The organism is Pseudoalteromonas sp. ABV4_021 (assembly GCF_056159365.1).
Map to the genome: position 1 here is coordinate 1,062,935 of NZ_JBSWVB010000002.1, position 25,788 is coordinate 1,088,722.

The 25,788-nt window shown below is 38.8% G+C and carries 28 protein-coding genes; 16 read left to right on the top strand and 12 right to left on the bottom strand.

The features are described from left to right. Position 1 precedes the first annotated feature (1 nt). The gene (locus ACXAFE_RS18850) at positions 2-1,237 is read right to left on the bottom strand and encodes an AAA family ATPase (RefSeq protein ID WP_475156352.1); all 1,236 of its coding nucleotides are present in this window, start codon (positions 1,235-1,237) and stop codon (positions 2-4) included. An 856-nt stretch (positions 1,238-2,093) separates the two neighbouring features. Between ACXAFE_RS18850 and ACXAFE_RS18855 the strand changes: the two genes are divergently transcribed. Next, entirely contained in the window at positions 2,094-3,311 is a 1,218-nt protein-coding gene (locus ACXAFE_RS18855; RefSeq protein ID WP_010558445.1) for a hypothetical protein, read from the top strand. A 6-nt stretch (positions 3,312-3,317) separates the two neighbouring features. Here ACXAFE_RS18855 and ACXAFE_RS18860 read toward each other — a convergent pair whose 3' ends face one another. Then, positions 3,318-4,181 (bottom strand): DNA replication terminus site-binding protein, encoded by an 864-nt coding sequence (locus ACXAFE_RS18860; RefSeq protein WP_475156360.1) that lies wholly within the window; start codon positions 4,179-4,181, stop codon positions 3,318-3,320. A gap of 116 nt (positions 4,182-4,297) precedes the next feature. Here ACXAFE_RS18860 and ACXAFE_RS18865 point away from each other — a divergent pair, with 116 nt between their 5' ends. The 4 genes from ACXAFE_RS18865 to ACXAFE_RS18880 all read left to right on the top strand — a co-directional run bounded on the left by ACXAFE_RS18865 (position 4,298) and on the right by ACXAFE_RS18880 (position 8,411). Beyond that, positions 4,298-5,281, top strand: coding sequence for a FecCD family ABC transporter permease (locus ACXAFE_RS18865; protein WP_475156365.1), 984 nt, complete (start codon positions 4,298-4,300; stop codon positions 5,279-5,281). Then, entirely contained in the window at positions 5,281-6,060 is a 780-nt protein-coding gene (locus tag ACXAFE_RS18870; RefSeq protein WP_475156367.1) for an ATP-binding cassette domain-containing protein, read from the top strand. Before ACXAFE_RS18865 ends, ACXAFE_RS18870 begins: the two co-directional genes overlap by 1 nt. A gap of 76 nt (positions 6,061-6,136) precedes the next feature. Further along, positions 6,137-7,486 carry a class II 3-deoxy-7-phosphoheptulonate synthase gene (locus ACXAFE_RS18875; protein WP_475156369.1) on the top strand — a complete coding sequence of 450 codons (1,350 nt, stop codon included), beginning with the start codon at positions 6,137-6,139 and terminating at the stop codon, positions 7,484-7,486. A 202-nt stretch (positions 7,487-7,688) separates the two neighbouring features. Beyond that, positions 7,689-8,411 (top strand): ABC transporter substrate-binding protein, encoded by a 723-nt coding sequence (locus tag ACXAFE_RS18880; protein WP_475156372.1) that lies wholly within the window; start codon positions 7,689-7,691, stop codon positions 8,409-8,411. On the opposite strand, the gene ACXAFE_RS18885 is transcribed toward ACXAFE_RS18880, so the two are convergent. Together ACXAFE_RS18885 and ACXAFE_RS18890 are read right to left on the bottom strand one after the other, a co-directional pair. Beyond that, a complete protein-coding gene (locus ACXAFE_RS18885) occupies positions 8,408-9,217 on the bottom strand; it encodes a sterol desaturase family protein (protein ID WP_475156374.1) in 810 nt (269 codons plus the stop codon). The two genes, ACXAFE_RS18880 and ACXAFE_RS18885, sit on opposite strands and share 4 nt — an antisense overlap. Continuing rightward, positions 9,204-9,632 carry an SRPBCC family protein gene (locus ACXAFE_RS18890; RefSeq protein WP_475156377.1) on the bottom strand — a complete coding sequence of 143 codons (429 nt, stop codon included), beginning with the start codon at positions 9,630-9,632 and terminating at the stop codon, positions 9,204-9,206. The genes ACXAFE_RS18885 and ACXAFE_RS18890 overlap by 14 nt, the downstream gene beginning before the upstream one ends. A 100-nt stretch (positions 9,633-9,732) precedes the next feature. Between ACXAFE_RS18890 and ACXAFE_RS18895 the strand changes: the two genes are divergently transcribed. The 6 genes from ACXAFE_RS18895 (at position 9,733) to ACXAFE_RS18920 (ending at position 14,637) form a co-directional block, all read left to right on the top strand. Then, positions 9,733-10,719 carry an AraC family transcriptional regulator gene (locus tag ACXAFE_RS18895; RefSeq protein ID WP_475156381.1) on the top strand — a complete coding sequence of 329 codons (987 nt, stop codon included), beginning with the start codon at positions 9,733-9,735 and terminating at the stop codon, positions 10,717-10,719. A 113-nt stretch (positions 10,720-10,832) separates the two neighbouring features. Beyond that, complete coding sequence (locus ACXAFE_RS18900) at positions 10,833-11,336, top strand: flavodoxin family protein (protein ID WP_475156387.1); 504 nt, start codon at positions 10,833-10,835, stop codon at positions 11,334-11,336. 10 nt (positions 11,337-11,346) lie between these two features. After that, positions 11,347-12,156, top strand: coding sequence for an arylamine N-acetyltransferase family protein (locus tag ACXAFE_RS18905; RefSeq protein ID WP_475156390.1), 810 nt, complete (start codon positions 11,347-11,349; stop codon positions 12,154-12,156). Between the two features lie 117 nt (positions 12,157-12,273). Beyond that, positions 12,274-12,690, top strand: a complete 417-nt coding sequence (locus ACXAFE_RS18910) for a VOC family protein (RefSeq protein WP_475156395.1) — start codon at positions 12,274-12,276, stop codon at positions 12,688-12,690. 43 nt (positions 12,691-12,733) lie between these two features. Continuing rightward, entirely contained in the window at positions 12,734-13,135 is a 402-nt protein-coding gene (locus tag ACXAFE_RS18915; protein WP_475156397.1) for a GFA family protein, read from the top strand. A 203-nt stretch (positions 13,136-13,338) separates the two neighbouring features. Continuing rightward, positions 13,339-14,637 carry an MFS transporter gene (locus ACXAFE_RS18920; protein ID WP_475156399.1) on the top strand — a complete coding sequence of 433 codons (1,299 nt, stop codon included), beginning with the start codon at positions 13,339-13,341 and terminating at the stop codon, positions 14,635-14,637. A gap of 137 nt (positions 14,638-14,774) precedes the next feature. Here ACXAFE_RS18920 and ACXAFE_RS18925 read toward each other — a convergent pair whose 3' ends face one another. From ACXAFE_RS18925 to ACXAFE_RS18940, 4 genes are all read right to left on the bottom strand, one after another. Next, positions 14,775-16,052, bottom strand: coding sequence for a M56 family metallopeptidase (locus tag ACXAFE_RS18925; protein WP_475156401.1), 1,278 nt, complete (start codon positions 16,050-16,052; stop codon positions 14,775-14,777). Further along, a complete protein-coding gene (locus ACXAFE_RS18930) occupies positions 16,049-16,426 on the bottom strand; it encodes a BlaI/MecI/CopY family transcriptional regulator (RefSeq protein WP_394225019.1) in 378 nt (125 codons plus the stop codon). The genes ACXAFE_RS18925 and ACXAFE_RS18930 overlap by 4 nt, the downstream gene beginning before the upstream one ends. Before the next feature lie 171 nt (positions 16,427-16,597). Then, positions 16,598-16,990 (bottom strand): hypothetical protein, encoded by a 393-nt coding sequence (locus tag ACXAFE_RS18935; protein ID WP_475156408.1) that lies wholly within the window; start codon positions 16,988-16,990, stop codon positions 16,598-16,600. Between the two features lie 218 nt (positions 16,991-17,208). After that, the gene (locus ACXAFE_RS18940; RefSeq protein ID WP_475156412.1) at positions 17,209-18,438 is read right to left on the bottom strand and encodes an alpha/beta hydrolase-fold protein; all 1,230 of its coding nucleotides are present in this window, start codon (positions 18,436-18,438) and stop codon (positions 17,209-17,211) included. Positions 18,439-18,577: 139 nt separating this feature from the next. Between ACXAFE_RS18940 and ACXAFE_RS18945 the strand changes: the two genes are divergently transcribed. From ACXAFE_RS18945 to ACXAFE_RS18965, 5 genes are all read left to right on the top strand, one after another. Continuing rightward, positions 18,578-18,994 carry a GFA family protein gene (locus ACXAFE_RS18945; protein WP_475156415.1) on the top strand — a complete coding sequence of 139 codons (417 nt, stop codon included), beginning with the start codon at positions 18,578-18,580 and terminating at the stop codon, positions 18,992-18,994. Continuing rightward, positions 18,942-19,967, top strand: a complete 1,026-nt coding sequence (locus ACXAFE_RS18950; RefSeq protein ID WP_475156417.1) for a nucleotidyltransferase family protein — start codon at positions 18,942-18,944, stop codon at positions 19,965-19,967. Before ACXAFE_RS18945 ends, ACXAFE_RS18950 begins: the two co-directional genes overlap by 53 nt. Before the next feature lie 56 nt (positions 19,968-20,023). Beyond that, entirely contained in the window at positions 20,024-20,242 is a 219-nt protein-coding gene (locus ACXAFE_RS18955; RefSeq protein ID WP_475156420.1) for a DUF6500 family protein, read from the top strand. Between the two features lie 172 nt (positions 20,243-20,414). Next, positions 20,415-21,887, top strand: coding sequence for a sensor domain-containing diguanylate cyclase (locus tag ACXAFE_RS18960; protein WP_475156422.1), 1,473 nt, complete (start codon positions 20,415-20,417; stop codon positions 21,885-21,887). A 426-nt stretch (positions 21,888-22,313) separates the two neighbouring features. Continuing rightward, a complete protein-coding gene (locus ACXAFE_RS18965; RefSeq protein WP_475156426.1) occupies positions 22,314-22,778 on the top strand; it encodes an Sbal_3080 family lipoprotein in 465 nt (154 codons plus the stop codon). 352 nt (positions 22,779-23,130) lie between these two features. Here ACXAFE_RS18965 and rsgA read toward each other — a convergent pair whose 3' ends face one another. The 4 genes from rsgA to ACXAFE_RS18985 all read right to left on the bottom strand — a co-directional run bounded on the left by rsgA (position 23,131) and on the right by ACXAFE_RS18985 (position 25,777). Next, positions 23,131-24,159: a ribosome small subunit-dependent GTPase A gene (gene rsgA / locus ACXAFE_RS18970; protein ID WP_475156431.1), complete on the bottom strand. Its 1,029-nt coding sequence runs from the start codon at positions 24,157-24,159 to the stop codon at positions 23,131-23,133. Then, positions 24,146-24,556, bottom strand: coding sequence for an RNHCP domain-containing protein (locus tag ACXAFE_RS18975; protein ID WP_475156433.1), 411 nt, complete (start codon positions 24,554-24,556; stop codon positions 24,146-24,148). Before ACXAFE_RS18975 ends, rsgA begins: the two co-directional genes overlap by 14 nt. A 117-nt stretch (positions 24,557-24,673) precedes the next feature. Continuing rightward, positions 24,674-25,228, bottom strand: coding sequence for a TetR/AcrR family transcriptional regulator (locus ACXAFE_RS18980; protein ID WP_475156436.1), 555 nt, complete (start codon positions 25,226-25,228; stop codon positions 24,674-24,676). Positions 25,229-25,459: 231 nt separating this feature from the next. Next, positions 25,460-25,777 (bottom strand): hypothetical protein, encoded by a 318-nt coding sequence (locus ACXAFE_RS18985; protein ID WP_475156438.1) that lies wholly within the window; start codon positions 25,775-25,777, stop codon positions 25,460-25,462. Positions 25,778-25,788: the final 11 nt, after the last annotated feature.

Consider the following 25,788-nt stretch of genomic DNA (forward strand, 5'->3'; position numbering starts at 1 on the left):
ATTAAGCTGTTTCTAACTGACATTGTGTTGACGACCAGTTTGAACGGATCAACATTTCTAGTTCATCAACCACATCTTTGATGTTTTCTTGTGATTTTATTAAAGACTCGCGACTGGCGAGACTGTCAGATGTTTTTTGATCGAAAATTGTATTGAAAGACGAGGAACTTGCGGTAATTGCAGAGCTATGATTAATCGGATAACTCATCACTTGACGACCAAACGCACTGCGCACATCTTTAACAATATCGCGCTGTGAGTGATTGCCTTTAACATAGTTAGTTACCAAGAATTGCATAAAGTCCCAACCGTTATGACCCAATGCCGCAACCGTATGATAAATCTCGCCTAAACGCTTTAAGTACTTATTGTTAGCGTCAAAATCTACTGCTTCTGGGTGAACCGGTATTAACATCGATGTTGATGCCATTAATGCATTGTAAAACATAAAGTTAAGTGATGGCGCCGTGTCGATCAAAATAATATCGAATTGATCTTCAACGGGCTTAATCACTTTATCGAGCAATTTATGATAGTGCTGTGATTCTTCATACCCTTTGCCTTCTTTTAGCTCTGTTGCAGTTTCGTGCTCAAAGTAGAAGTCGTCCATACCTGACGGTAAAAAGCGAATATTGGGAATATGTGTTGGCGCAAATGCACTTGATACGACATCAGCCCATGTCTCACCGTCTTCAAGATCAATACAATCACGCATCAGATCGCCAACGGTAATTGGTTCAGGCTCTGCTGGTGGAAAGAAGCTCGTAGAGGATCCTTGTGGGTCAAGATCAATAATACCTATGCGGTAGCGTTTAATATTTGTTGTTGCTAATGCAGCAGCAATATTAACGAGACTTGTGGTTTTACCACAGCCACCTTTTAAGGAGTTAACAACAATAACCTGTAATTTATCACCTTCAGCGCGATTATCTGCAGGAATACCTAAGATATCGGCCATTTGATAAATATTACTTAGTGTATAAGCATAATGACCATTTGCCCCTTTCTTAATATCAAGGTGGTCAAAATCGCCTTGGTCATGACGACGTTTAAGCGTGCGGTTGTTACATCCTAATAAGTCCGCAGCTGCTTTTTGCGTATACGTTCTTAATTCTTTGTCATCTGCCTTAATATGAGCGCGATAATGTTGAATACGCCCTTCAAGAGATTCCTCAGCTACTTTTGCAGTGGCTTTTAATAGCTTATAGGTACTTAACGCATTTTGAGTGATTGTCATAGCTAAACCTTAACACTTACGTGTAATATGCAAATGTCCATTAAATTTGCTGTTTTCACTATTCTATGACGACATCGTTTTAATTGAAAGAAAAAAATACTGTTTTATTGCCTTATAATTTTACTTAAAGAATAAGAAATAAGTTTAAAGGTGGTTAAATACTAAGGTATTTAAGGTTAGAGCTGTGAATAGTTGATCTAACTGTTTGTAAAACATCATTTTATTATTTTTTTTCGGATCGAGTTTATACTTGGTAAAGATCCGTTTTATATCTACAGCGAGATCAGCCTTTTACTGACTAGTTTTTATATTCACCGTTAATGTACAGTTTATGCACAGCGCAATTCACAAAAAAGGCCGTTTAGATCAGGTTTTTACTAAGGTAACGCTTTGTAATTGTACAAATTTTTAAGGAATTACTTAGATCGTGTTAATTAAGATCGGATCCTAACTTGGTTGAGATCAGATCCCTACTAATTCGATCTTGAGTTATCCACATTTTAAATTTTGAGAGCCCATTTTTACTGGCTCAGAACCGATTTTTACCAACTGAGGGCCTGTTTCTCTAAAAAAAACGCTATTTATACTAATAAATCGTGCTTTGAGTTGGTAAAATATCGTTCTGAAAACGATTTGTTAGTAAAAAAGTGATCCCAGTACGTCAAAATTTGATTTGTCTGTGTGTTTTTTACACGAAACAGCCATGTTTATTTCGTTTTATATATTTTTAGTTGGTAAAAATTTGATCTGAGCAAAAAAACGAGGCCAGATCACAATTTTACTAACTAATTTAATTAACTTTAGTAATGATCTGTGATGATATTAACAGATAATAAAAATTTAGATGGGAACTTGAATGTCTAACAAAGTAAATATCTCGGTTGAGAATTTGCCGGATACCTTACGTGGTCAGATCCATGGCGTTGAAAGCGCTATTGATAATGAAAATTTGGCATTGTTTACCGATAATAAAGATGTTCGTGTTCCTATTGAAAACGCTCGCCACGATCTTCGCGCGTACTCAAACACCTTTAATCATTATGATCTTTGGGGCCGTTTTGTGCGATCGGGTCATAAAAAATTGCCGGTAGAAGAAGCGCCTGGCAGAACAATTGTTACTCGACGTATCTCTGAACGCATTGATGGCATTCAATACGAAGGTGAGCTAAAAATTACGCCAGCGGTTGTTAGTACAAAGCAGCAGGGTGAAGAAAAAGAATTTTTAGTCTGGCCATCTGATCGCGAAGAAAAAGTAGAGCGTGCACTTATCCGCCTTGCTTCAAAAGGCAAAATTGTAAAAATTAACTTTAAATCGGGTATTCAATACGCGGTTGTATTCTCTATGAATGAGTTGGCACAAGAACTTAAAAGTGTTGGTCAATCAATGCCTTACCCTCAAATTAAAGAGGCGTTAGAGGCGCTGCAAGGCTCTAAGCTGAGCTTTAAATATTCAGCGAAAGATACCAAAAATACTGATGTTGATGACTCGTTTTATGAGTCGAATATGAACTTTCTATCGTCGTTACATTTTAGTGGTAAAAAAGGTCAGGGCGGTAATATTAAGTGTGTTGCTTGTCTTAATGCCTTCGTTCACAACATGATCGATAATCTTGAATACAAAGGCTATTACTTTAACCGGGCACAAGAGCTTAAACGTGGTTTATCACGTTGGATGATGCTACGCCTTTATCATTTGTGGCGTTATGCCGCTCCAGGAAAAACACATCACTTCCGTTTATTGTCGATTATGGAAAAGTACGGATCAATTACAGGTGATGAAGAAATTACCGAGAACAAACTTAAAGCTTTGCGTCGTGATATGACGACAACGATGAAAGATTTGATCAGTAAAGGGGTGATTTCAGACTACACCATTGATAATGTTAAAGATGATAAGTCTGGCAAAATTGTTGATTACGTCTATGAAATGTTCCCAACAGATGATTTCTGTGAAGAAATGTTGAGCCTTAACAAGCAGAAGAAACGTTTGGAAATTCAAAGCGGTAAACGCATCGCCGATGACGCTATTGTCATTGACAACGAAGAAGATATTGTACAAATCGTTGAAGATTAAACGCTTTTACGGTGTTTCTAAGAAAAGTCGCTCAATTAGGTAGCGACTTTTTTTTGCGCGTGTATCAGGCTTTTTAGCATAATCGGTAAGCTTGCCAATTTTTGCAACCTTTTCAGCGTTAAATAAAATAAACGGTAGCGCAGCACTAACATGATAGCGATCGCTGGCGCTAAAACGCACGTTAACTTGGGGCGAGACCCGAATGGGCCTACGTATACGCAGCTTTTTATTTTCACTTAAACCTACTATCCGTTGTTTTTCTTGTTCAACCATTACTTGCCATGTTGCTTTATCTTGCGTGATCATTGGTTTATGGCTTTGGTTTTGTTGTAAAAAGGTAAGTGCCTGTTTTGCGCTTAAGTGTTGAATCGAATGTTTATGCATCCAAGTAAATCGCACGGAATACGCGCTGCGGCTTTCACAAAAGATCTGTCGATAAAACGCTAAGGTGATCAAGTTGGGAATTGTACTGTGAACGAGCTCAAAGCGGGCGTCTTTGCTTTTTTCTGATAATACAGTTTGCTTAAAATTCTGTTTTCCTTGATTAATTGCGCTAATAAGTGCTCGGATTTCGGGAGCATCCCCTTTAATACCAATCACCCCGGGATGGCGAGTAAGTAGTTTTCCACTTAATTCGGGCTGTTTAAATACATCCTTAAATGCTGAGCAACTTTTATTGAGCGCATCTAATCCCTCAAATGGCGTGACGGGAATTTCGCTAGGAGGGCTGTGGTTTTCCGCTTCTTTTACTTTTGGCAGTTGATAATAATGACAAAATGCGAGATCTGAATTAACTAACGCGTGTTGTAATTGTTCAATTAGTTGGGTGCACTTATCAAAGTGGCTGCGTAGTAAAAAACGTTTATTCATTCTTTGATCTCTCGCGATACTGAGTGTTTGATGGTATTTACTGTTGCCGACAAGCACAAGCTTTATGCGCCATTTTCTGATATAAACGCAGTATTACCAATCAGTTAAATTGTTTCATGCGAAAACACGCTATTTTTACGTACAGTGTAGGGTTTATTGCTATTTTATTGAGCCTTTTTATTGGACTCAATGGCGGTAAAACTATTCTGCCTTGGCAACTAAGCGAAATCGATAAAGTGATTTTATTTGATTTACGTTTAGCAAAAATTATTACTGCCATAACGGTAGGGATCTGTTTGGCGATTGCCGGGCATTTGTTCCAGTTATTGTTAGCTAATCCGCTTGCTGAACCCAGTTTACTTGGCATTTCAGGTATCGCATCGCTTGCTGTCATATTAGGTGCGGCGGGGCTGATATCAAGTGCCTTTGATTTTAGTGTTTTCTACATGTTTTTATTTGCCTTGTGCGGCGCTGCATTGGCAATAAGTGTGATCTTTTTGATCGCAAAAAAGCTCGGAAATTATGCCAGTCTCGCAATTATCTTGGCAGGTATTTGTATCACCACAATTACATCAGCGATTTCTAGTTGGTTTGTTTTTTATTCAGATAACGACCAGTTACGCATTTTTAGTGTATGGATGCTCGGAAGTTTTGAACATGTCACTATGACCAGCGCACTGGTAACTCTTGCAGCAACCGGTGTAATTGTTTCTTTATTAAAGCGTCGCAGTCGCGCACTTAATTTTGTCTATCTCGGCGATAGAAATGCACAATTGCATGGTATCGACGTAAAACGCTTGCGCTTAGAGTGCTTATCGGTTGCTGCTTTATTAACGGCGATTGCGGTATCGCTAGGTGGTATTGTGGCGTTTTTAGGCTTGTTGGTTCCTCATGCGTGCCGCATGATTTTCGGAAATGATAACAAGCATTTAATCACTAAACTGTGTTTCGTTGGCGCTACGACTATGGTGTTTATCGAGTTTTTATCTCGTTCATTAATGAGCACTAACTTACCTTTAGCGCTTGTTAGTGCAACACTTGGTGGTCCTTTGTTTATTTGGGTGCTGTTTAAACACTTTGCACACAGGAACCATATGTAATGACTGCGCCTATCAGTTTAAAAATAAGTGATTTATTGCTAAACCCGTTTAATGGCTTTACAGTTCAGGTATCTGAGTTGTCGTTAAGCCCTGGTTTTTATCACTTATTAGGTGCAAATGGGGCGGGAAAATCAACCTTACTTGATTGCATTGCGGGCCTCTATAGCGAGGTTTATGATGCGATTACTATTTCTGGAAGCGTTTATTCATCGTTGTCGCTGCAACAATTAGCGCAAAAACGGGCGTACTTAACTCAGCAAAACCAAGCACATTTTTCAATTACCGGTTATGAAATGCTGGCAATTTGTTTTGATAGCGAGATTGATAGTTTAAAAGTACTACTTGAAAACAATGCGATAGTACGAGGCTTAGAAGTGGCCGGTTTACTTGAAAAACCATTGCAGTTTTTATCTGGCGGTGAACGACAGCGCTGTTATCTCACAGCTACCTTGCTTGGCTGCGATGAAAAATTAAAGCCTCAGGCCAACTTATTATTGTTGGATGAGCCTTTCACCGGGTTGGATATTAAACATACTTTATGGTTAATTGATTATTTAGAACATATTAGCAGTCGAATTTGTGTTTTATCTTCTCATCATGAGGTGAATTTCGCCTTAAAATCGCAAAATCCTTGTTTATTAATGAAAAAAGGTTCGCTAATAGGCGAGTTTAAAGCAGGTCGTGATATTAAAATTTCGAATCTTATTGACTGTTTTGGCCTTAATTCATCGCAAATAAGTTATGAAAATAATGCTTATTACCAAATATCATGGAACTAAACAAATTATCACTTGAAATTTAATTTTAGCCCTGTAAATTCGGAACTGAGGTTATATTGGAATGAGGAAAAATGTAGTGAAACCTTGGAGCCCGAATAGCTGGAGAGATCTCCCTATTCAACAACAGCCAAATTACAGAGATGTTGAACAATTATCAAACGTAGAAGCACAGTTAAATTCAGCACCACCACTGGTGTTTGCAGAAGAAACTCGTAGTTTATTTAAGTACCTTGAAAATGTGTGTGAAGGTAAAGCCTTCTTATTACAAGGTGGTGACTGCGCAGAAAGCTTTTCAGAGTTTAACGCAGCGAGCATTCGCGATACGTTTAAAACCCTTATGCAAATGGCGGTTGTTTTAACTTACGGCGGTAAATGCCCTGTAGTAAAAATTGCACGCATGGCTGGTCAATACGCTAAACCGCGTTCAGCTGATCTTGAAACGATTGATGGCGTTAGCCTACCTTCTTATCGCGGTGATATCGTTAATAGTTTCGAATTTACAGAAGATGCACGTATCCCTGATCCGCAGCGTTTAATGCAGGCGTATCATCACAGCGCGGCAACATTAAACTTATTACGTGCATTTGCTCAAGGTGGTTTAGCAGATTTACACCAGGTAAATCGTTGGAACATGAGCTTTGTTGCGGCAAACCCACTTAAAAACAAATACCAAGAGCTTGCAGATCGCATTCAAGATGCACTGCAGTTTATGGAAGTGTGCGGTATTACATCAGGTAACTCTGCAAATATTCGCGAAACTGAATTATTTACATCGCACGAAGCGCTACTGCTTGGTTATGAAGAAGCGTTAACACGTCGCGATCACTTATCGGGTGATTGGTACGACTGTTCTGCGCACTTTGTATGGATTGGTGAACGCACACGTCAGTTAGATCACGCTCATATTGAGTTCTTCCGTGGTATTAAAAACCCAATCGGTGTGAAAGTGGGCCCTGGCATGGATCCTGATGATCTTATTCGTTTAATTGATGCAGTAAACCCAGATAACATCCCTGGTCGCCTAACGCTTATTACACGTATGGGGGCGGACGTATTACCTGAAAAACTACCTGCGTTAGTACGTAAAGTGCAGCAAGAAGGTCGCAAGGTGATTTGGAGTTCTGATCCAATGCACGGTAATACTGAAAAAGCCAGCAATGGTTATAAAACGCGTAGCTTTGATAATATTATGCGTGAAATCAGCCAGTTCTTTGCAGTTCATAAAGCCGAAGGTTCATACCCAGGTGGTATTCACCTAGAAATGACAGGCCAGCACGTAACGGAATGTACCGGTGGTGCATATGGTTTATGTGAAGAAGACTTAGCACAGCGTTATCGCACTCAGTGTGATCCGCGTCTAAACGCCGATCAGGTACTTGAGCTTGGTTTCTTAGTGGCTGATTTATTAAAAGACGCTCGCAAATAAGCGGTGTTTTCATCACCATAGAAATACATTAAAGGCCTAAATACGGGCCTTTTTTTATGGCGAAATGGATCGATTTTATATTCATTATCGTTTAATTTTATTTACGCAGTTAGGCTTATTTACGCTAAGCTTAACGATAGGTTGTTAATATTTATCGCTTTTGTTGTTTTGAGTTATCGATGGTAAGGAGATTGGAGGCATTTTGATACGGATTTTACTGCTTACATTGAGTTTGCTTACGTTTTCAGCGTTTGCGGGTCAAAACAGCTTGCGTTACAACATGTCTGGTTCTAACAACTGGGTGCCTTACTACATGCCCGATAAAGCAACGCCAGGCATTCTTGGTGAGCTTATTCCGCTTATTTTAGCTGAAGCAAATATCGAAGGCGTGCAGCTTAATTTACCGCCCAAGCGCACCAACCAAGCATTATTAGAAGGCAAACTCGACTTTGATACTGTGTGTGCTGAATGGTTTCCAAATCAAAAGGTCGGCCCTGAATTTGTATTATCAAAGCCCTTGTTTACCGTAAAAGAATATTTTGTTGGGTTAAAAGATGCGGATAAAACTGCGCACCTAAATCACGACAACATCGGTACCGTTCTGGGTTATTATTACTACGATGATAGCTTGTTTAATCGCATTGATTTCAAATCAGAAAGAGAGTTGGTGTTAGCACTTAAAAAAGCGCGTGTATCGCGCATTCTTATTGGTGATTTAACGGCAAGTTATTGGGGTAAACGTTACGATGTAAGTCTCGATTTCCAAAAGTTACATACTGAAGGGCTACTGAGATTACGCCTCAATCAACAAAAGCAGCATTTGTTACCAAAACTCAATGCTGCCATTGATGCGCTTACAGAGCGTGGTGTGATAGCGCGTATTGTATCAAAATACACCCGCCTTTATTCGACTAACCTTAACTAGTGACTAGGATACCCAAATAACACCCTGAGTTTTGCTCGCAGGGTGTTAGCTTGCTTTATCTGCCTGCTTAAAACACCTAATTGATTAAAGTTCGCGCTCAGTGGGTTGTCTTTTGGTAATTCACCAACAATGCCATATTTAATGGTAATTGCCTTATCTTCTGGTGCAAATGTGCCAAATAGTTTATCCCAAATAATTAATACACCAGCGTAATTTTTATCGATGTACGGCCTGTTAGTGGCGTGATGAATACGATGATGGGTTGGTGTGTTAAATACCTTTTCAAACCAGCCTAAATTACCTATCACTTGGGTATGAACAAAAAACTGATATGCCAGATTAATTGCCACAATCGCGAACACTAAACTCGGTGAAAAGCCAATCAAAATCATCGGCAACCAGAATAGCCACATGCCAACAATCGGATATAAAATGCTTTGTCTAAATGCCGTAGTAAAATTCATATGCGTTGAACTGTGATGCACTACATGAGCCAGCCAAAACCAATGAATATTGTGGGATGCACGATGAAACCAGTAGTACAAAAAGTCCTGTAAAATAAAACCAAATAACAAGGATGTGAAGGTAAGTTTAATGTCGAATAGAGCATACTGGTGTAGCCATAAAAATATTGGCATTAACAACAGCAATATCACTGCATCTGAAGCTTGGTGTAACAGCGCCAGCAAGGTGTTATTAATGCTGTCTTTTATATTGTAGTGTTGTCGCGCTTTTTTAAATTCCAACACGACACAAATAATAAAAACGGGGCTCAACCCCAGTAAAATAAGTTCAACTGGGATCATAATATGCTCCTAATTTATCAAGGCAATTGCGAATGTCGTTGGCCAAAATGCGGCGCAATAAAACACCAGGTAAATACCAAGGTGAATTACATTGTATGGTGTAAGTTACGGTTGTGTGTTTGCCATGTGGTTGCAAGGTAATAACGCCCAAATGATCTTTCACAGGAAAGTTATTTAATACGCGATAACGGATCTCACGTTCACTGGCATGGATTATTTCTTCTAAAAACGTAATACCCAACAGGCTTATTTGCCTTACGCAGCCTTTTCCACCTATTGGCTCGTTATCATCTTGTCGCTTTACAACCTTGAACGATGCATTGAAAAACTGATTAAGGTTTTCGTGATCAATCAACTTAGTAAAAATTTGATCTGGCGTGGCCTGTATTGTTTTTTGATATTGAACAGAAATCATAAAAAATGACGCTAATGAACACCTGTTAGCAGCATAATTTGACTTTAGCTGTTTATCTTGCGCTAATACGTCATAGTTTTTGTTATTTTACGACAATATTATGGCATCGGTTTCAATTGCGTATTTGCAAAGCGTTTTACACTACTTACATGATTTAGGCATAGATCCACCAGCGCATAACGCAAACATTGCGCTGAGTAATCGCGATAGCGCGCATCAAGTAACAATGAAGCACTATGTTGATTTGCTTAATTACGGCGCGCTTTTAAGTGAGCAAAGCTTATTTGGTTTTGAACTAGGTAAACGCATTCAAGCCAAAGATTATGGTGTACTTGGCTATTTGGTTGAAAGCTGTGAAAATTTAGAACAAGCAATTGAGGCACTTATTCGTTTTGATTCGTTAGTTGCGGATATTGGCGAAACTAAGGTGAGTCATTTTGGTCAACAAGTTCAGCTAGACTGGCATGTTAAAAGTGACGATTGTAAGCAAATGGTGCTAAGAAACACCACTGCTTGGGTTGCCACTGTACGCAAGATTCTTGGCGAACATTACCAACCGGACGAAATTACGTTTACCTTTAATCTAAGCCAAAATGAGCGGCTTACGCTTCGTAATTGGTTTAATTGTAATGTGACAACAAACGCAATTAAAAACAGTATTGTTTTTTCTAAAGCGTTACTGTCAATCCCCTTTACAAGTGAAAACAAAGCAATGTTTCAGGCCTTGATACAGGTATCTGAAAAAGAGCTACAAGCACGCCAACCCAATGAAAATATAAAAGAGCAGGTAATATTGCTACTAAAAGCAAAAAGCAGCTTAAAACACTGCGATCAAAATCGGATCGCAGCTGCTTTGTTTATGAGTCCAAGAACTTTGCAGCGAAAACTAAAACAGCAAAATACTCACTTTAGTGAACTATTAACAGATGAACGAAAGTCTCGAGTCGATTTTTTACTAACTCACCACACTATTGCTGAAACCGCCTACGAGCTTGGCTTTCAAGAACAATCTTCGTTTACACATGCGTTTAAAAAGTGGTTTTCGACAACACCGCTGCGCTATCAAAAGGTGTTATTAAAAAAATAATTAATAACTTGTTCGTTATTTGATAAATAAAAAAGTTAAAAAAAACGCTTTACCTCAACCCAACTTGAGCTTTTAAAGTACCTGCACAATTTTGGCAAAAGGACTTTAAACTGATGAAAAAGTTAGTGTTATTTTCAAGCGCAAATAAACAAGGCAATACAGCAAAACTAATTGAGCAAGTCGCGAAACACCATCAATTGGATGTGATCGACATCGACTCGTTACAGATTTCGCCATACAACTATCAAAATGAATACCCTGAAGACGACTTTTATGCCTTGGTCGAACGAATTTTAGCGGCCGATAAATTAATTTTTGCATCACCTGTGTATTGGCATGCACCTACCGCCCCGATTAAACAATTGATCGATCGGATCACTGAGCTAACAGACGTACCAACACTTAAACCAAAAGCCCGTGCGTTTGCTAATAAAAAGGCCTTTGTTTTGGCCACATCGGCAAGTGATGAGCTATGCCCTATTTTTGATGGCTTTTTCGCAAAAGTGTTTAATTATTTTGATATTCAGTACACAGCGAAATTACATGTTAGTTGTCGTGACAGTTTTTCGCTAGATAACACCGTATTAGCGCAATTTAACATGGCACTAAATAAGTAGGAGTACACTGATGAAACAATACGTACAAGATTATTTAAATCAGCTTAATGTGACACCAAAGCTGCAAGGACTAGCGCTTATTTCGGCGCTTTATAAAGCGCATATAGCGACATTCCCTTTTAATAGCGCCAATGTCATATTAAAAGAAAATTTATCACTTGAACCTGAAGCATTGTTTGACCGTGTAGTAACAAATCGACGAGGCGGATATTGTTTTGAGCACAACAAGATATTTTATCTTGCCTTAAAAGCGCTTGGTTTTACGGTTAGGCCACTTATAACACGTGTTTTACTTGATGGTAATGAGCAAAATGGCCGCTTGCATCGTGTTACTTTATTAGAATATCAAGCGAAACAATACATTGTAGATGTGGGCTTTGGCGTGCTTAACCCGCGCTTTATTGTGCCATTAAAAACTACAACGATTGATGCGCCAAATGGTCGCTATAGCCTTGAAAAAACTGGCGAGCAAGCGTATCGCTTGGCGTTAGCGCCCAATAATGACGAATCGATCACACTTTATCGATTTGATTTAAGTGAATTCACTGAGATGGATTGCAATATTGGCCATTTTTATAGCTCGCAACATGAAAACGCGGCATTTGTGAATAATCTAGTGGTATCACGAATAATGGATAACGAGCGCATTTTAATTAGGAATAACCAAGTTACCTTTTTTGACGATGCACATAACCAGCAAGAGGTATTTACCATTACCTCGGCAAACCAATTACATTCGCTACTGACAGAGCAGTGTTTAGTGGATCTCACTTTTGCACAAACGCAGACCTTGTTTGAGTTTATTAATCGAGAAAGGTGATAAGACATCTAACAAACAAAAGCGGCTTTTTAGCCGCTTTTGTTGTTTTAGGTTAACTGGCTGGCGCTTTGTCGTTAAACTAAATAATCTTAGCTAAAACCGCAAAAGTGAAAAGTGATGAAACAGAATATTATAAATATTGCGCTGGTAGTAAAAGACTATGATGAAGCAATCGATTTTTATGTAAATAAGCTTAAGTTTGAGTTGATAGAAGACACTTATCAGGCAGAACAAGATAAACGCTGGGTTGTTGTGGCACCACCAAACTCTACCGGTACGGCACTGTTATTAGCAAAGGCATCAAAGCCTGAGCAGCATGCGTTTATTGGTAATCAAGCGGGTGGGCGCGTATTTCTATTTTTGAATACTGATGATTTTTGGCGTGATTATGAGCATATGAAATCGGTAGGCGTGTCGTTTATTCGTGAGCCACAACAGCAGCCCTATGGCACCGTTGCCGTATTTGAGGACTTGTACGGAAATCGTTGGGATTTACTACAATTAAACGCTGATCACCCAATGGCAAATAGATAATTCTGATTTTCAGTCTAAAAGAGAGCGGGTAGGAAAAACGCGTATGCAGCATCAAGGTTCATGTTTATGTGGCGCAGTTAAGTATGCGGTAACGGGTAGCTTTAATGCATTTTATTTGTGTCACTGCACGCGCTGTAAAAAGGGAACCGGCACCGCCCATGGTGCCAATTTATTTGCATTTAACGCTCAGATAGACTGGCTGCAAGGACTGGAACAGGTAAAACGTTATCAACATTTAAATACTCGGCATGTTAAAAGTTTTTGCACCGATTGCGGTTCGCCACTGCCAACACATGATCCTGATTTAAATTGCGTTGTGGTTCCTGCGGGCAGTTTAGATACTGACGTGCCTATATCTCCGAGTGCGCAAATTTTTGTTAAAAGCCGCGCGCCTTGGTTTAATGATATTGCGCATACGCCGTGTTTTAACGGCTTGCCTAAATAATACTACGTAATTTGAACTTGCCGTTATAAACGACTTTTAGCGACTGAATTAGTTAATGTGTTTGCAAAGATTTTGCGATTGGCGTTTTAATTAATTGCATCAGTTGCTTTGCTTAATAACTAGCCTAAAGGTTAAGTGTTTGATCTAAATAGTATATGTTTTCGTAGTAATAAGCTCAATCAAAACGGAATGTTTAAGGATTTATGACACATTTTTCAAAATGGGTAGAGCGTTTCCATAATCGCATCGGCAGTAATTCGTCTAAGTGTAATGAACTTGACGACAACGCCTGTCAGGCGCAAAACGGTAATTACCTGTTGTTTGTTGTGTCGCTTGTATTAAGTAAAATCGCCGATTCATTCGCCAGTGCTAAAGTGGTGCTGCCTTGGTTAATGGCAACCACAGGCGCGCCAATCTTTCTAACCTCGCTGCTTGTTCCGATTCGAGAATCGGGTGCGATGTTGCCACAAATTGTATTGGGGGCGCATATTCGCCGCCAAGCAACGCGTAAGCAATATCTTGTTTATGGCGCGGTATTACAGGCTATTGCGGTACTTGCTTTGTTGTTTGCGGCAATAAGCTTGAGTGGCACAATGGCTGGTATCGTTATTGTTGTTTTAACCATTCTATTTAGTTTGGCACGCGCTATTTCCTCCATCGCAAACAAAGATGTGATGGGTAAAACCATTGATAAAAGTAAACGTGGCAAATTAAGTGGTACCGCCGCCAGCATTGCGGGTGCAATTACAATTGTGTTTGGTGGTGCGTTATACCTGCGCTCAAGCGAACAAGATGGGTCGATTATTTTACTTGCACTGGCCGCTGTATGCTTTTTATTAAGTGCATTTAGTTGTGCGCTTATTAAAGAATATGATGGCGATAAGAGCGACGACAAAAGTGCGCTCGATGTTGCAAAAAATAACTTAAAACTACTTACGCAAGATATTGGTTTTGCCCGTTTTGTGTGGGTACGAAGCCTGATGATAAGCTCTGGTTTGGCGGCTCCTTACTTGGTTTTAATGGCAGAACAGCAAGCCAGTTCTTCTTATGTTTCGTTAGCCAGTTTAATTGTACTTGGTGGTATAGCAAGCCTTATTAGTGGTCGAATCTGGGGTAAATTGGCAGATAAAAACAGTAAAGGGCTGATGGCATTTACGGCAAGTTTAAATACAGTTATTTGTTTGCTTAGTGCAATGTTTATTTGGTTTGAAATTGAGAGTATTTACCCTTACCTTGCATTGTTTTTTGTACTACTTGTGGTGCATGAAGGTGTGCGCCAAGCACGAAAAACATATTTAGTCGATATGGCGGGTGGCAATAAACGAACTGACTATGTTTCGGTCAGTAATAGTTTAATTGGTGTGGTGCTGTTACTAATTGGCCTATTTAGCGGGGCATTAGCGCAGTTTTCAATTTTTGCGGTGATGTTAGCGTTTGCGCTTTTTAGTGGCATTGCATTTGCGCTGAGCTTTAGCTTGAAAAATGTATCTAAGAAAGACTGATTATATGTGACTTAAAGCTACGTTACTTGCTGGATTTTAGTTGGTATTGGCGTTATTGCGCAGCTACTTTTACTTTTCACAACGTTGCAACAGGTCTATTTATCTTTGTTCTAAGTTGATAAATAGACCTAACTGTTTTATTCCGGTTTTTGCCCTCGGCTTGGTGTAAACGCAATAGAATATCCGTGGTTACTTACTTGGAAATTATCAATTTCAATTTTTGCTTGTTGGTCAAATGCAACAATGAGCTTTGGTTGCGCTACAATTTCTTCGCCAGCGTCACTTACTTCTAAAATGGCCATTTCTACTTCAGCAACGTCATTATTTTCAGATACCACAAAGTTAAAATGAAATTTGTCGCTAATGTTAAATGCTGCTTTTTCGTTGAAATGTACCCACATTGTCATTTGTGACGTGTGTGTATTTGTCGCTTGCTCACTTGTGCGTTCGGTCACGTTAATTTCAAAATTTACAAAAGCACCTTGCTCACTTTTGGCGTTCGCGCTGTTTGGTGCAGCTAGCGCAAGTGTGTGCCACGTTATTAACAGTAGTGCTGCTGTAACTGACATCGTATAGGTAAGTTTGTTTTTTAAAGTCATTTCTCTTTGTTCCTTGAGACGTTTTAGTCGTTGAATGTTATTGTTTTTAGTTGAGGTTGCGGTGCTGTTAAAAGTGAACTGCTGGCTTTGGTGTTGGTGTAAAATTAACTCGGCAAAATCAGCCTGATATGCTTTATAGCCATAATGTTGTGCGCATTGTTCATCACACAGGGCTTCAATATAAAAGCGTGTTTGTTTGCTCAGCTTTTTAACCAGTGGATTCCACCACAACAAACTCTCCACTAAGGTTAAAATCAGCAAACGTAAGTTATCGTTACGTACTTTGTGTATTTTTTCGTGGTTAACAATAAGCGCGATTTGGTTGGCTTGCGTGATGGTGTTAGACAACACTACTTTGCTGTTAAACACTCCCATAAGCATGCCACTTGGCACGCTTTCAGCGCGGTAAACGGGCACTGAATGTTGCTTAGATAAGGTGTCGCAATAGCTAAACGATGCGCTATTAACAATGCGTGCGTGTGTTTTTAACTGTCGCATCAAGCGTATGCTAAATATCATGCCACCTAACAACACACTGCTAAGCAATAGCATTAAACTCAGTTGCTGATAATCAGTAAAATGAGTGTTAAGACGTGTTTGCTGCGTGGTTATTGTGCTGAGTGTTTGCGACAGAATAATTGGATTCACGAATGCATCTGCTGGTAGCAATTTAGCGAGCATAGGGTAGGGAATACACCAAGTAATAAGCGCAAATACCGATAAGCGATAGTCTGCTTTATTTGATCCGTTACCAAATGCTAATAAGCCCAACACAAGCACTGAAATGCATGTGTTGATCAGCAAGTAAAACATCATTTTTGTAAGTCCTTTTTACGTTCTTTAAGCACCGACTCTAGGTATTCAAGATCGTCCATTGAAAGCGCTTCCTGCTCTAAAATATGAGCCGCTAATGGTCGGCTCTTGCCGAGAAACACTTTGTTTATAAAGTCTTTAATCAGCGGCACGCTAACGCTTTGTTTTTCTGTAGTAGGTGCGTAAAAAATAGTACGCCCTTGGGTTTTGCTGCGCTTTAAACTGCCCTTTTTTTCTAGTCGGTCGATGATCGTTTTAACTGTGCTGTACTTTACGTCGCGTGTATTTGCGATTTGCTTATGAATTTCAGGTGCACTGGCCTCTTTGTGGTGCCAAAAAAGTTGCATCACTTCTAGTTCAAAATTAGAAAGTGCCATCAGATTCCTCTATATCTACAAATGTAGATGTATGTTATCTCTACATGTGTAGATATAACAAGCGTTTTTTTAATTGAATGTATGGATTGGCTAATTTATTTAATTAGTTAGTTGATTATTAAGTATTTTATTTTTTTCGTTACAGCTTTTAGCTTTGCTATTTGCTATTTGCTATTTGCTATTTGCTATTTGCTGTAGTGCAGTATCTAAATCGCTCGCAAAAAAATGCGTCATTTCAAGCTTTTCGAAGATTTGTGTTATTTGTTGCTTAGAGATGTTTTTGCTAAAGCTATCGGTAAGTATTGTGGTGTCTGACTGCACATTATTTTGTTTGCGCCACAAAAAATGTTGTTCAAGTCGTGCGATAACTTGTGGAATAAATACCGTTTCACAACGAAGAATTGCAATGTGATGCCATGGGTTTCCGGCAAATTCATTTACTATTGCAGCTACGTCATTATGGTAATGATCAACGGCTTCAATGTTCCATGGTCCTTTTGCATCAGCCACGATGATATTGTTGGGTAATAATGTAAGTGAGAAAGTTCCGTGTTCAATTGCCATTTTATGAGGGTTGGCTAAGTTTCATTCTTTGAGTGTAATTCAAATTAACGTGAAATCTAGTTATTGACTGGGCACCAATAAAAGCGCCAATAAAAAGCGCCAATTTGGCGCTTAATAAGGTTGTCACTTTTCCAATCTCAATATACGGAATGTGACGAAGCTATTTTATCTATCTATCAAGTATAAATAGTTAACCAACCTTTAAGCAAAAGGCCTGCCTAGTTAATTTTTGCAGCCAAAATATTAAGTTGCCATTGCTGTGCGTTTTGATTTTTCGCAAGCGTGAGGGCCTTTTTGTAATATTGCTGAGCGTTTTTTCTATCACCGAGTTGTTCGTAAACGCCGGCAATTGCTTTTAAATAGCTAATCGATTCACCATGCTGACTTTCACTTTCTCTTAGAATACTTAACGCAGCCTTTGGCGAATCAAAATGGCCAGCATAACTTGCTTGTTTCGCTACTAAAACTTGGCTTGATTGTGGCAAAGCATTTATTGCTGATGCGATAAACTCGGGCACGTTATCAACCAATTGATTGCGGTAGTGATAGCGCATTAAACTTTGCGCGACACTATTGGGCATTGCTTGTTTTAGCTGCCACGAGTCTTGTAAAGCAGCATAATGCTCTATGATTGACTGCGGCGTTTTTGTTGCAAGTTCGCGCTCATTGATGTGCCAACCTTTGAAAATCGTTTTTAAACTATTTCGTAATGCAATTAAACCTACTGAGTTATGATTTTCATCTGGGTAATGGGTAAATTGCCACGTTAGATTTGCGCTAGGGTTTAAGTCCAAATAATTAATAAAATCATATTGTCCCATACGGGTTTCATCGCCAAGGGCTAAGTGAAGCGAAATCGGCGTATAGCTTTGTTGCTTTAAGTGGTCGTTGGCTTTTTTAACGATGGCGTTATCGCCAACCCAAACAGACGGGCTAATCGAAATATAATGATTAAAACTATTGGGCTTTTCAATTAACGTATTGAGTACAAACAGCCCGCCAATCGACTGACCAACCAAAATATGATTATTTGCTGTGCGGTAATGTTTACTAATATAAGGTTTTACTTCTTTGGCTAAATAGGTGGCAAATTTTGTCGCATTGTCGGGCGTTTTTTGCTCGTTAAAGCTAGGTGTCATATAGCTACGGTATGACTGAGTGCCTTTATCAGCAATTGCCACCAAAATCACATTTGGAATCAGTTCGCCTTTATTGGCGAGCATATCTAACATGCCAGATACCGCGTTTAAATTGTAGTCGCCATCAAGCAAGTAAATTACGGGGTAAGTAGCGTTGGGGTTTGCCGCATAGTTTTCAGGCAGTAATACTTGAATTGTTCTGTCTTCATTTAGGGTGCTAGACGCGGTAGTGATACGTTGAGCTTGTGCCTCAATGGTCGCCGCGAAATATACGACACATATTAAAAATAGCTGAAAAAAGCGCTTCATTTGGGTTCCTGTTTTATGTTGTTTCTATCCGTATGCTTTGGGTCTGCTTAACTTGAAAGGCCAACAGACCCTAGGATCATTACCTAAATTACTTTAAAGTGAAAATAATTAAGATAAAACACAGATTGAGGTCGTCGCGATGATTAAAGGGGCGTGTAACTGCAATGCGGTGCAGTTTGAAATAACCCGTGATGTAAAAGACATTTACATGTGTCACTGTTCGATTTGTCGCAAGGCGACAGGCACCAATGGTATTGGTGTGCTGGTGGTTGCCAATGCCGACTTTAAATGGCAAAGCGGATCAGAACATATCTCGACATGGAAAAAACCAAACTGCGACTGGCAAACGTGGTTTTGCACAGTGTGTGGTTCTAAATTACCGGGCGATAACGACAGCGAACGAAAGTTTATTCCGGCAGGGCTAATCACACGCGGTGCTGAGCAGTTTAAAGTACGCCATCATATTTGGGTTAATTCTAAAGCGCCGTGGGATGAGATTGGCGATGATGGGTTACAGCACCCACACGCTTACGGCACTGCAAATTCAAATGATTAGCCTACAAAAAGCAACACAAAGCGATGTTGATTATTTAGTATCGCTGCGAAAAATAACCATGCACAACTATTTGTTTGAGGCAGGTATGCCGTGTTCGGAGCAAGATCATTTAGCGCGTGTTAATTATCAATTTGATGCAACGCACTTAATAGTTTTTGATGGCAACATTGTTGGTATGGTCAAATTTGATAATCAGCATGAAACTGGGTGTTGTTACATTTATCAATTACAAATTAACCCTGATTTTCAAAATAAGCAGCTTGGTAGCCAAGTTATAGCGTTAATGATTGAAAACGCCAAAGTGCAGCAGCTTGATGTGGCGCTGAGTGTAATCAAACAAAACCCGGCATATGGGTTGTATTTGAAATTGGGCTTTCAAGTTGTAGGTGAAGACTCTGCTGAATATTTGATGCGAAGGCCTCGTGATCATAGTTACCAGCGCTTGCTTGAACGCGATGTGTTAGACGACCCACTTAGAATGTCAGCACTTAATGCACTGCGCCAACTTGATATACCAAGTGCGTATATTGCGGCTGGCTTTTTACGTAACTTGGTGTGGGACAAACTTCACGGGAAAGCTAAATTAAGCGGTTTAAATGACGTTGATGTTATTTATTTTGACCAAAACGAGACAGATCGCAATATTGCAAAACATCACCAAGCAAGCTTAGTTAAGTTAATGCCAAACGTAAATTGGCAAGTAAAAAATCAGGCGTTAATGCATATTAAGAATAACGATAACCCTTATTGTTGTTTGGTAGATGCGATGCGTTACTGGCCTGAAAAAGAAACCGCCGTTGCGGTGAAATTAAACCATGTTAATCAGCTTACTTTTATCTCAGGGTTTGGCTTTGAGTCGTTATTTAATTTAATCCTGCGGTATAATCCCAAACGTGAAAAAGCTATTTTTTTAACACGACTTAATAACAAAAAGTGGCTCGAAAAATGGCCCAAATTAACATTAGAGCTGTAAACGGGGTTTACAGCTTGTGCTGCTTAGCTTTAATTTATAAATAGGAAGATGTATTAATGAGAACGGAACTTAGGCAAAAAATAATTTCAGTATGCGATAAAAAAATTGCAGCAAAGGGCGACAACGTAGGCGTGTCATTTTATGCGTTTTTTGCCAATAAAAACGACGACCCTGAACGTTTAATGGAGGCCGCTACATGGTGGATTGAAACACATAAACTTGATCATTTTGAAAAAGCGACAAAAATTAAGAATATGGTATTAGCTGAGCAATAAGCACAAAGCTATTCTGTAACGCTAACACACGTATTTTGGAAACCCGCAAGCGTATTACTCATTATGGATTTTAAACATTTGAATAGAACTTAGATCGTAAAGGTCAACGCGCTCTATGTTGTCCAAGGGGAGATGCATTTAGTTCAGCCCACTTGAGCTAAATAATAAGAATATGAAAATAGTATTAAGGCCTTGGCAATTTAACCTTATTACATGCTGTGTTTATCTGCTATTTGCTATTTTTACGATGCAAGCACTGCATACTTTGTCTACGTGGCCACCAGCAGGGGTCGCGCTTGCTGCGGTTACTTTATTTGGGCGTAAGGCTTGGGTAGGTGTTGCATCGGGCTCATTTTTTACCATTATTTATTATTTTCATCTCTATAATTTAAATCCTTTTACGTTTAATCACCTTGTTATTAATATTGTTACTTCAATGGGGAATACGTTAGCAGCGCTGTGTGCATTTACCATTATGTACAAGCAAATTGTGTTGCATAACCCTCTGCAACGGGTAGAAAACATTGCTGGTACGTTTATTTTTGCCTGTGCGGCAATGGGTACTGTTTCGGCTATTTTTGGTGTGGGCATTTATTCTGTACTCGGGCTTGAATGGTTTGATGGTTTGTTTTTTGGCATTTTAAATTGGAGCGCCAGCAATGCGCTAGCTGCAATTGCTATAAGCCCTGCATTGTATTTTTTATGGCGGCGCTGGCCGCACAAAATGACGACCCAAAATGTTACTCAGTCTTTGTTAATAACCGCCATTACAGTGTTATGCTGCTATTTGATTTTTGGCCCTGGTTATACCCATTTAGATTTACCCATTTTACAGCCGTCTCTAATATTATTTCCGCTTTTGTATTGCGCTATGCGTTCGTCTTCAACCTTAACCAGTTGCATGAATATGTTGGTGTTTTGTCTTGCTTGGATTGGTAGTAACCAAGGTTGGGGGTATTTTTATCAACATCATGCTGCCAGTGCGGAAATCACTTTACAGTTTTTCTTTTTGTTTATTTTTGCCGTGGTGCTTTTGGTGCAAGCCGTGTTTAACCAAAGGCAAGATGAGCAAGAAGAGCTAACACGCTTATTGGAACAGCGAGTTGAAGAGCGCACATGCCAATTAGAATATCAAAAGCAAAAAGCGCTCAAACTGGCAGTAACAGACCCACTTACAGAGCTTTATAATCGCAGAGGTTTTTTTAAAACGGCACATCATTTATTTAGCCAGTATTTGCGCCATCCGGGATCATGTGCGCTGCTGTTATTAGATTTAGATAAATTTAAACTAATCAACGATAACTACGGCCATGCGATGGGCGATGAAGTGATAAAAAACACGGCAGATGTACTGCGGCAATTTACCCGTGAATCTGATATTACTGGGCGAATTGGTGGTGAAGAGTTTGTTGTGTTTTTGCCTATGTCAACGCAAGATGATGCAACTTCGCTTGCAGAGCGTATACGTCAAGCCATTTCAGAGCAGCAAGTAACATTGGATAACGTTACTGTGCAATACACTCTAAGCATAGGTGTAAGTACGTTTGATCAAAGTGATGTCACTTTAGAAAGCATGCTTAAACGTGCAGATAAAGCACTCTATCTCGCGAAAAACCAAGGTCGTAATCAAGTGCAATATTGCTGATAACTGCGCTTACTGAAAGCCATATTTGGTATGACATGACTATGTGATGTGGTAGATATTTCAGGTGTTCAGTATAAATTTTTTTAAAACCTACCTAGTCATTTAGTTTTTTCGCCTCTTATCACTTATATTTTTAGTTTGTTTAACGTTTAATAATTGATTTAACATTTGTTGCGATAAAATTAATAATTTATTGGGATAAGTAATGTTAAATATGATATAAATCATGCCTTTACTTTATCTTGATAAAGTGTTTTTAAAAACAATCTATAGGTCTTTATGGCTTTCTTGGTAGTTTTTGTAGTGGTTAAACTAAGGTTTATACAAAACTGACTTAGCATCGCTTTGTAGTAAATACTCACTTAATACCGCAAAAATTCAAAAGCGCATAATCACCCCCTCAATATTTCAAAGGATTTTGAATTCATGAAAAAGTTAGTATCAGCAGTCGCTATTACTTCTACATTACTACTTTCAGGTTGTATGACAGTAGTGCAAAACTCACAGCAAGCTTCACTTGAAACCAATAAAACAGTTACGGTAATTGACGACACGCGTACACGCGATGGCGTGCGAGACTCGATTACTGGTTGGTTATCAAAACAAGGTTACCAATTTGAAGTTGTAGAAACGCCAAATTATGTACTTGAGTATGACCAAGCAATTGTATATCAAGCAAATTGGGCGTGGGATATTACCACTTACATGCGTTATGCAGATATTAGTTTATACAACAAAAACAATCGCATCGGTAATGTAAGAGTAGATACTGTTGGTTGTGGTGGTTTTGGTAAGTTCGGTAACGCTGCTGAACGTATTTCGCTATCAATGGATTTACTGTTTAAGAAAATCGATACAAAACAAGCTGAAAAGCTAATTTGTAAAGCGTAATTATAAAAACAAATACAATAACGCATCGTCCGTGTTGTATATAAAAAACTAGGCTATTGTTTTTGTTCATTGCGCTAGTTATATAACAGCTTTAGGTTAAATAAATGTACCCTTCCTATAGTTAAAGTGGGAAATATTTAACAAGATGCTCTTAAAAAGCGCTGATAATTCAGCGCTTTTTTATGAGTAATGCCTAAAATGAGAGTCGATACCTTCCTAAATTAATGACACCAATAAATCATTGGGAATTTTGTGTTTTTAAATCGGTACTGTGAATTAGAGACAAGGGCATTAAGGGACTCATTAAGAAGGGAAAAAAGCGCCACAATAGCGTATCGGGCGCTTTTTTAAGTTAACGTTGTGCATTTCGCAAAATTTGCTTTTTGCTCAATGTAGACTTAACCATTTTCGTAAAATCTTTATCATGTTGACGTTCTGCACTTTTACTTCGAGCATTTTTTCTTCTTTCGAGGAATGCTTGCTCTTGTTTTAAATGCAGATAACTATCATATCGCTCGGCTGTTATATTTCCATATTCTAGTTCTTGTTGAACTGCGCAGCCAGGCTCGCCTTCATGTGTACAATCTCTAAAACGGCACAAATCAGATACATTTTGGATCTCGCTAAATACAGCGTCAATATCTTCTGCGTCAGCCCAAGCTTGTACTTCTTTAATGCCTGAGGAGTCAACAATATATCCGCCGTTTTCTAATTCAAACAGACAACACGCAGATGTCGTATGTCGACCCCTATTATCTTTATCCCTGCCTGAATTAGTTTTCTGTATACTACTTTTGAGAATAGTATTGGTGAGCGTTGATTTACCTACACCTGATGGTCCGATAAACATTCCAACTGCTCCATTCACCAAATATGACACAACTTCTTCGATACCTGTTTTATTTTCTGCGCTGCAGATAATGATATTAATATCCAGTGCAACGGTTTCTAACTGTCGCTTAATTAAATTTGCCATGTCATTTAAATCGCATTTATTCAAAATAACGACAGGAGTTGCGCCACTATTCCAAGCAATTGTTAGCAGTCGTTCAAGTAATCGGTCAGAGTAATGCCGTTTACGATCAAGGCCTAATACGATAAACACATAATCAACATTGGCTGCAATTGCCTGTTGTTCGGTAGTGTTACCTGTGAACTTTCGGCTAACAAGGCTGTGCCTTTTCTCAATGCCGCTAATTAAGTAATGAGAGTGTTCATTTGCAACATTCACCCAATCTCCGACACATGGGAGACACTCTTTACTTTTAATAGTATGTAAAAAACTACCTTTTAATCTTGCAGATTTAATGCCGTTTTCGGTTTGAATTTTATAACTATCGTAATGCTTTTCAATAACTCTGTATTTGCTATGTGTATTCATTGTTACTACCGCTTTCTATACTAAGATGCTTTAATCTTGTTAAGACCATTTTTGATGGGAATGGTAATGACATAATTGGTTCCGCAGCTATCGTGAGAAGCAGCAATTCGTTATCGTCCGCAGCTACTCTGTTGGTTCTGATAGTCTTACATTTTGAACATTTATGAATTAATGACCATTCTTGATTTTTTTGAACATGAATGCCTATTGGCTGCATAATTCCGCGACAGCTCGAACGGCGATCCCCAGCTTTGATGTCCATATGCACACTGCATAAACAGTAAGGGCAATGGTTTCTATGCTGACCACCGTAAATAATTGGCGAAACTCCTTGACCACATGATGCACAAATAAATGATTCTTGTGGATTTTGTCGAATGGTATTATTTCTAGTCATAATGCTTAACCTCTTTTAAAGTGATGGTTCTCCTTTAACCAAATTGAATTGACTGACCGTGCAGTCAATTTTATGTGTAAAATTTTTTAACAAAAATAGTTTGCAAAAAGGCCCTATCTATTTGGCCATTTTTACGTATTTCTCAATAAATACTTGTTTTACAGCTACCAAATTGAAATCTTCGCCAAGAAACAAGTAGTTCAATGCAATACCGTCAATTTCAGCAACGAATAGCTTGCTTAAAATACTGCTTGATTCATAACCTAAAAAGTCAAAGATTTCTTTAACTTCGGTTTGTAAAATCGTAGTTCTCTCTTCAATTAAATCTTGCAGTAACCTCCGTGTTGAAGGTTGAAACATTACATTAAAGTTTAACTGATAGATGTATTTATGTTCATCAACCGACATCGCTGTAAAAATAGACTCAATAAACGCAATTAACCTTTCGACTGGGTCTGTTTTCTGTTTGTACTCTTTACTAGCGCTACCGATGATTTCAGTAATTCTTGCAAAAATTTCTCTTAATAGTTCGTCTTTAGTTTTAAAATGGTGAAACACTAACCCCTTTGAAGTGTCAGCTTTAGCACAAATTGTTGAAATAGACGTTTTCTCAAAACCATTTTCAGCAAAAAGTTTTATTGCTGTTTCTATAATTTGTTCGCGTTTATCCACGTTTTAACCCTTAAGAGTGAAATTGACCGGCTGGTCAGTTTCTGAGATTTTAAATAATATTTTTTTATTGTCAACTGATTATTTTATGTTCATTTATATTACCTATCTGAACACAACTGTTGCGCAAAGTATTTGTGGTTTTGTCACACGAGGAGTTTGTTTAATCGAGTTTGATAGGGGAGGTAATGTTTGCTTTGAAAGTAACTATCCGACTTAGTTAGTAATTTTCGTTTAATGTCCAATTTGGTCAAAAGCGTTAAAAGCATAGTGGGTGCTTTGTTCCTGTTTCGCTTTTTCAATAATAGGTATGCCCCAACTGCATCCTATTTTGCTTAAAAAATCGCGCCAGCTTAGTCCACCTGGGCCAACAGCACTGTCTAATTCACTTAAACCAAATGATCTGGCGCCTCCGGTTTGTGCAATCGGAGGCAAGTTGGGGTCGTTAGTATAGCCGCCAAGCACAAAAGGTTTTGCCACATTGCTTTGGTTAATTGCAAAGTAAAGCACTTCTTTTCTTTGTGTGTCGGTGTAAGTAGCGATTTTTTTCATGGGTTGTAACG

Bases quoted from the DNA above. Each gene is read 5' to 3' on its own strand.
- ACXAFE_RS18850 (WP_475156352.1), bottom strand. From the start codon at position 1,237: ATGACAATCACTCAAAATGCGTTAAGTACCTATAAGCTATTAAAAGCC.
- ACXAFE_RS18855 (WP_010558445.1), top strand. From the start codon at position 2,094: ATGTCTAACAAAGTAAATATCTCGGTTGAGAATTTGCCGGATACCTTA.
- ACXAFE_RS18860 (WP_475156360.1), bottom strand. From the start codon at position 4,181: ATGAATAAACGTTTTTTACTACGCAGCCACTTTGATAAGTGCACCCAA.
- ACXAFE_RS18865 (WP_475156365.1), top strand. From the start codon at position 4,298: ATGCGAAAACACGCTATTTTTACGTACAGTGTAGGGTTTATTGCTATT.
- ACXAFE_RS18870 (WP_475156367.1), top strand. From the start codon at position 5,281: ATGACTGCGCCTATCAGTTTAAAAATAAGTGATTTATTGCTAAACCCG.
- ACXAFE_RS18885 (WP_475156374.1), bottom strand. From the start codon at position 9,217: ATGATCCCAGTTGAACTTATTTTACTGGGGTTGAGCCCCGTTTTTATT.
- ACXAFE_RS18890 (WP_475156377.1), bottom strand. From the start codon at position 9,632: ATGATTTCTGTTCAATATCAAAAAACAATACAGGCCACGCCAGATCAA.
- ACXAFE_RS18895 (WP_475156381.1), top strand. From the start codon at position 9,733: ATGGCATCGGTTTCAATTGCGTATTTGCAAAGCGTTTTACACTACTTA.
- ACXAFE_RS18900 (WP_475156387.1), top strand. From the start codon at position 10,833: ATGAAAAAGTTAGTGTTATTTTCAAGCGCAAATAAACAAGGCAATACA.
- ACXAFE_RS18905 (WP_475156390.1), top strand. From the start codon at position 11,347: ATGAAACAATACGTACAAGATTATTTAAATCAGCTTAATGTGACACCA.
- ACXAFE_RS18910 (WP_475156395.1), top strand. From the start codon at position 12,274: ATGAAACAGAATATTATAAATATTGCGCTGGTAGTAAAAGACTATGAT.
- ACXAFE_RS18915 (WP_475156397.1), top strand. From the start codon at position 12,734: ATGCAGCATCAAGGTTCATGTTTATGTGGCGCAGTTAAGTATGCGGTA.
- ACXAFE_RS18920 (WP_475156399.1), top strand. From the start codon at position 13,339: ATGACACATTTTTCAAAATGGGTAGAGCGTTTCCATAATCGCATCGGC.
- ACXAFE_RS18925 (WP_475156401.1), bottom strand. From the start codon at position 16,052: ATGATGTTTTACTTGCTGATCAACACATGCATTTCAGTGCTTGTGTTG.
- ACXAFE_RS18930 (WP_394225019.1), bottom strand. From the start codon at position 16,426: ATGGCACTTTCTAATTTTGAACTAGAAGTGATGCAACTTTTTTGGCAC.
- ACXAFE_RS18935 (WP_475156408.1), bottom strand. From the start codon at position 16,990: ATGGCAATTGAACACGGAACTTTCTCACTTACATTATTACCCAACAAT.
- ACXAFE_RS18940 (WP_475156412.1), bottom strand. From the start codon at position 18,438: ATGAAGCGCTTTTTTCAGCTATTTTTAATATGTGTCGTATATTTCGCG.
- ACXAFE_RS18945 (WP_475156415.1), top strand. From the start codon at position 18,578: ATGATTAAAGGGGCGTGTAACTGCAATGCGGTGCAGTTTGAAATAACC.
- ACXAFE_RS18950 (WP_475156417.1), top strand. From the start codon at position 18,942: ATGATGGGTTACAGCACCCACACGCTTACGGCACTGCAAATTCAAATG.
- ACXAFE_RS18955 (WP_475156420.1), top strand. From the start codon at position 20,024: ATGAGAACGGAACTTAGGCAAAAAATAATTTCAGTATGCGATAAAAAA.
- ACXAFE_RS18960 (WP_475156422.1), top strand. From the start codon at position 20,415: ATGAAAATAGTATTAAGGCCTTGGCAATTTAACCTTATTACATGCTGT.
- ACXAFE_RS18965 (WP_475156426.1), top strand. From the start codon at position 22,314: ATGAAAAAGTTAGTATCAGCAGTCGCTATTACTTCTACATTACTACTT.
- rsgA (WP_475156431.1), bottom strand. From the start codon at position 24,159: ATGAATACACATAGCAAATACAGAGTTATTGAAAAGCATTACGATAGT.
- ACXAFE_RS18975 (WP_475156433.1), bottom strand. From the start codon at position 24,556: ATGACTAGAAATAATACCATTCGACAAAATCCACAAGAATCATTTATT.
- ACXAFE_RS18985 (WP_475156438.1), bottom strand. From the start codon at position 25,777: ATGAAAAAAATCGCTACTTACACCGACACACAAAGAAAAGAAGTGCTT.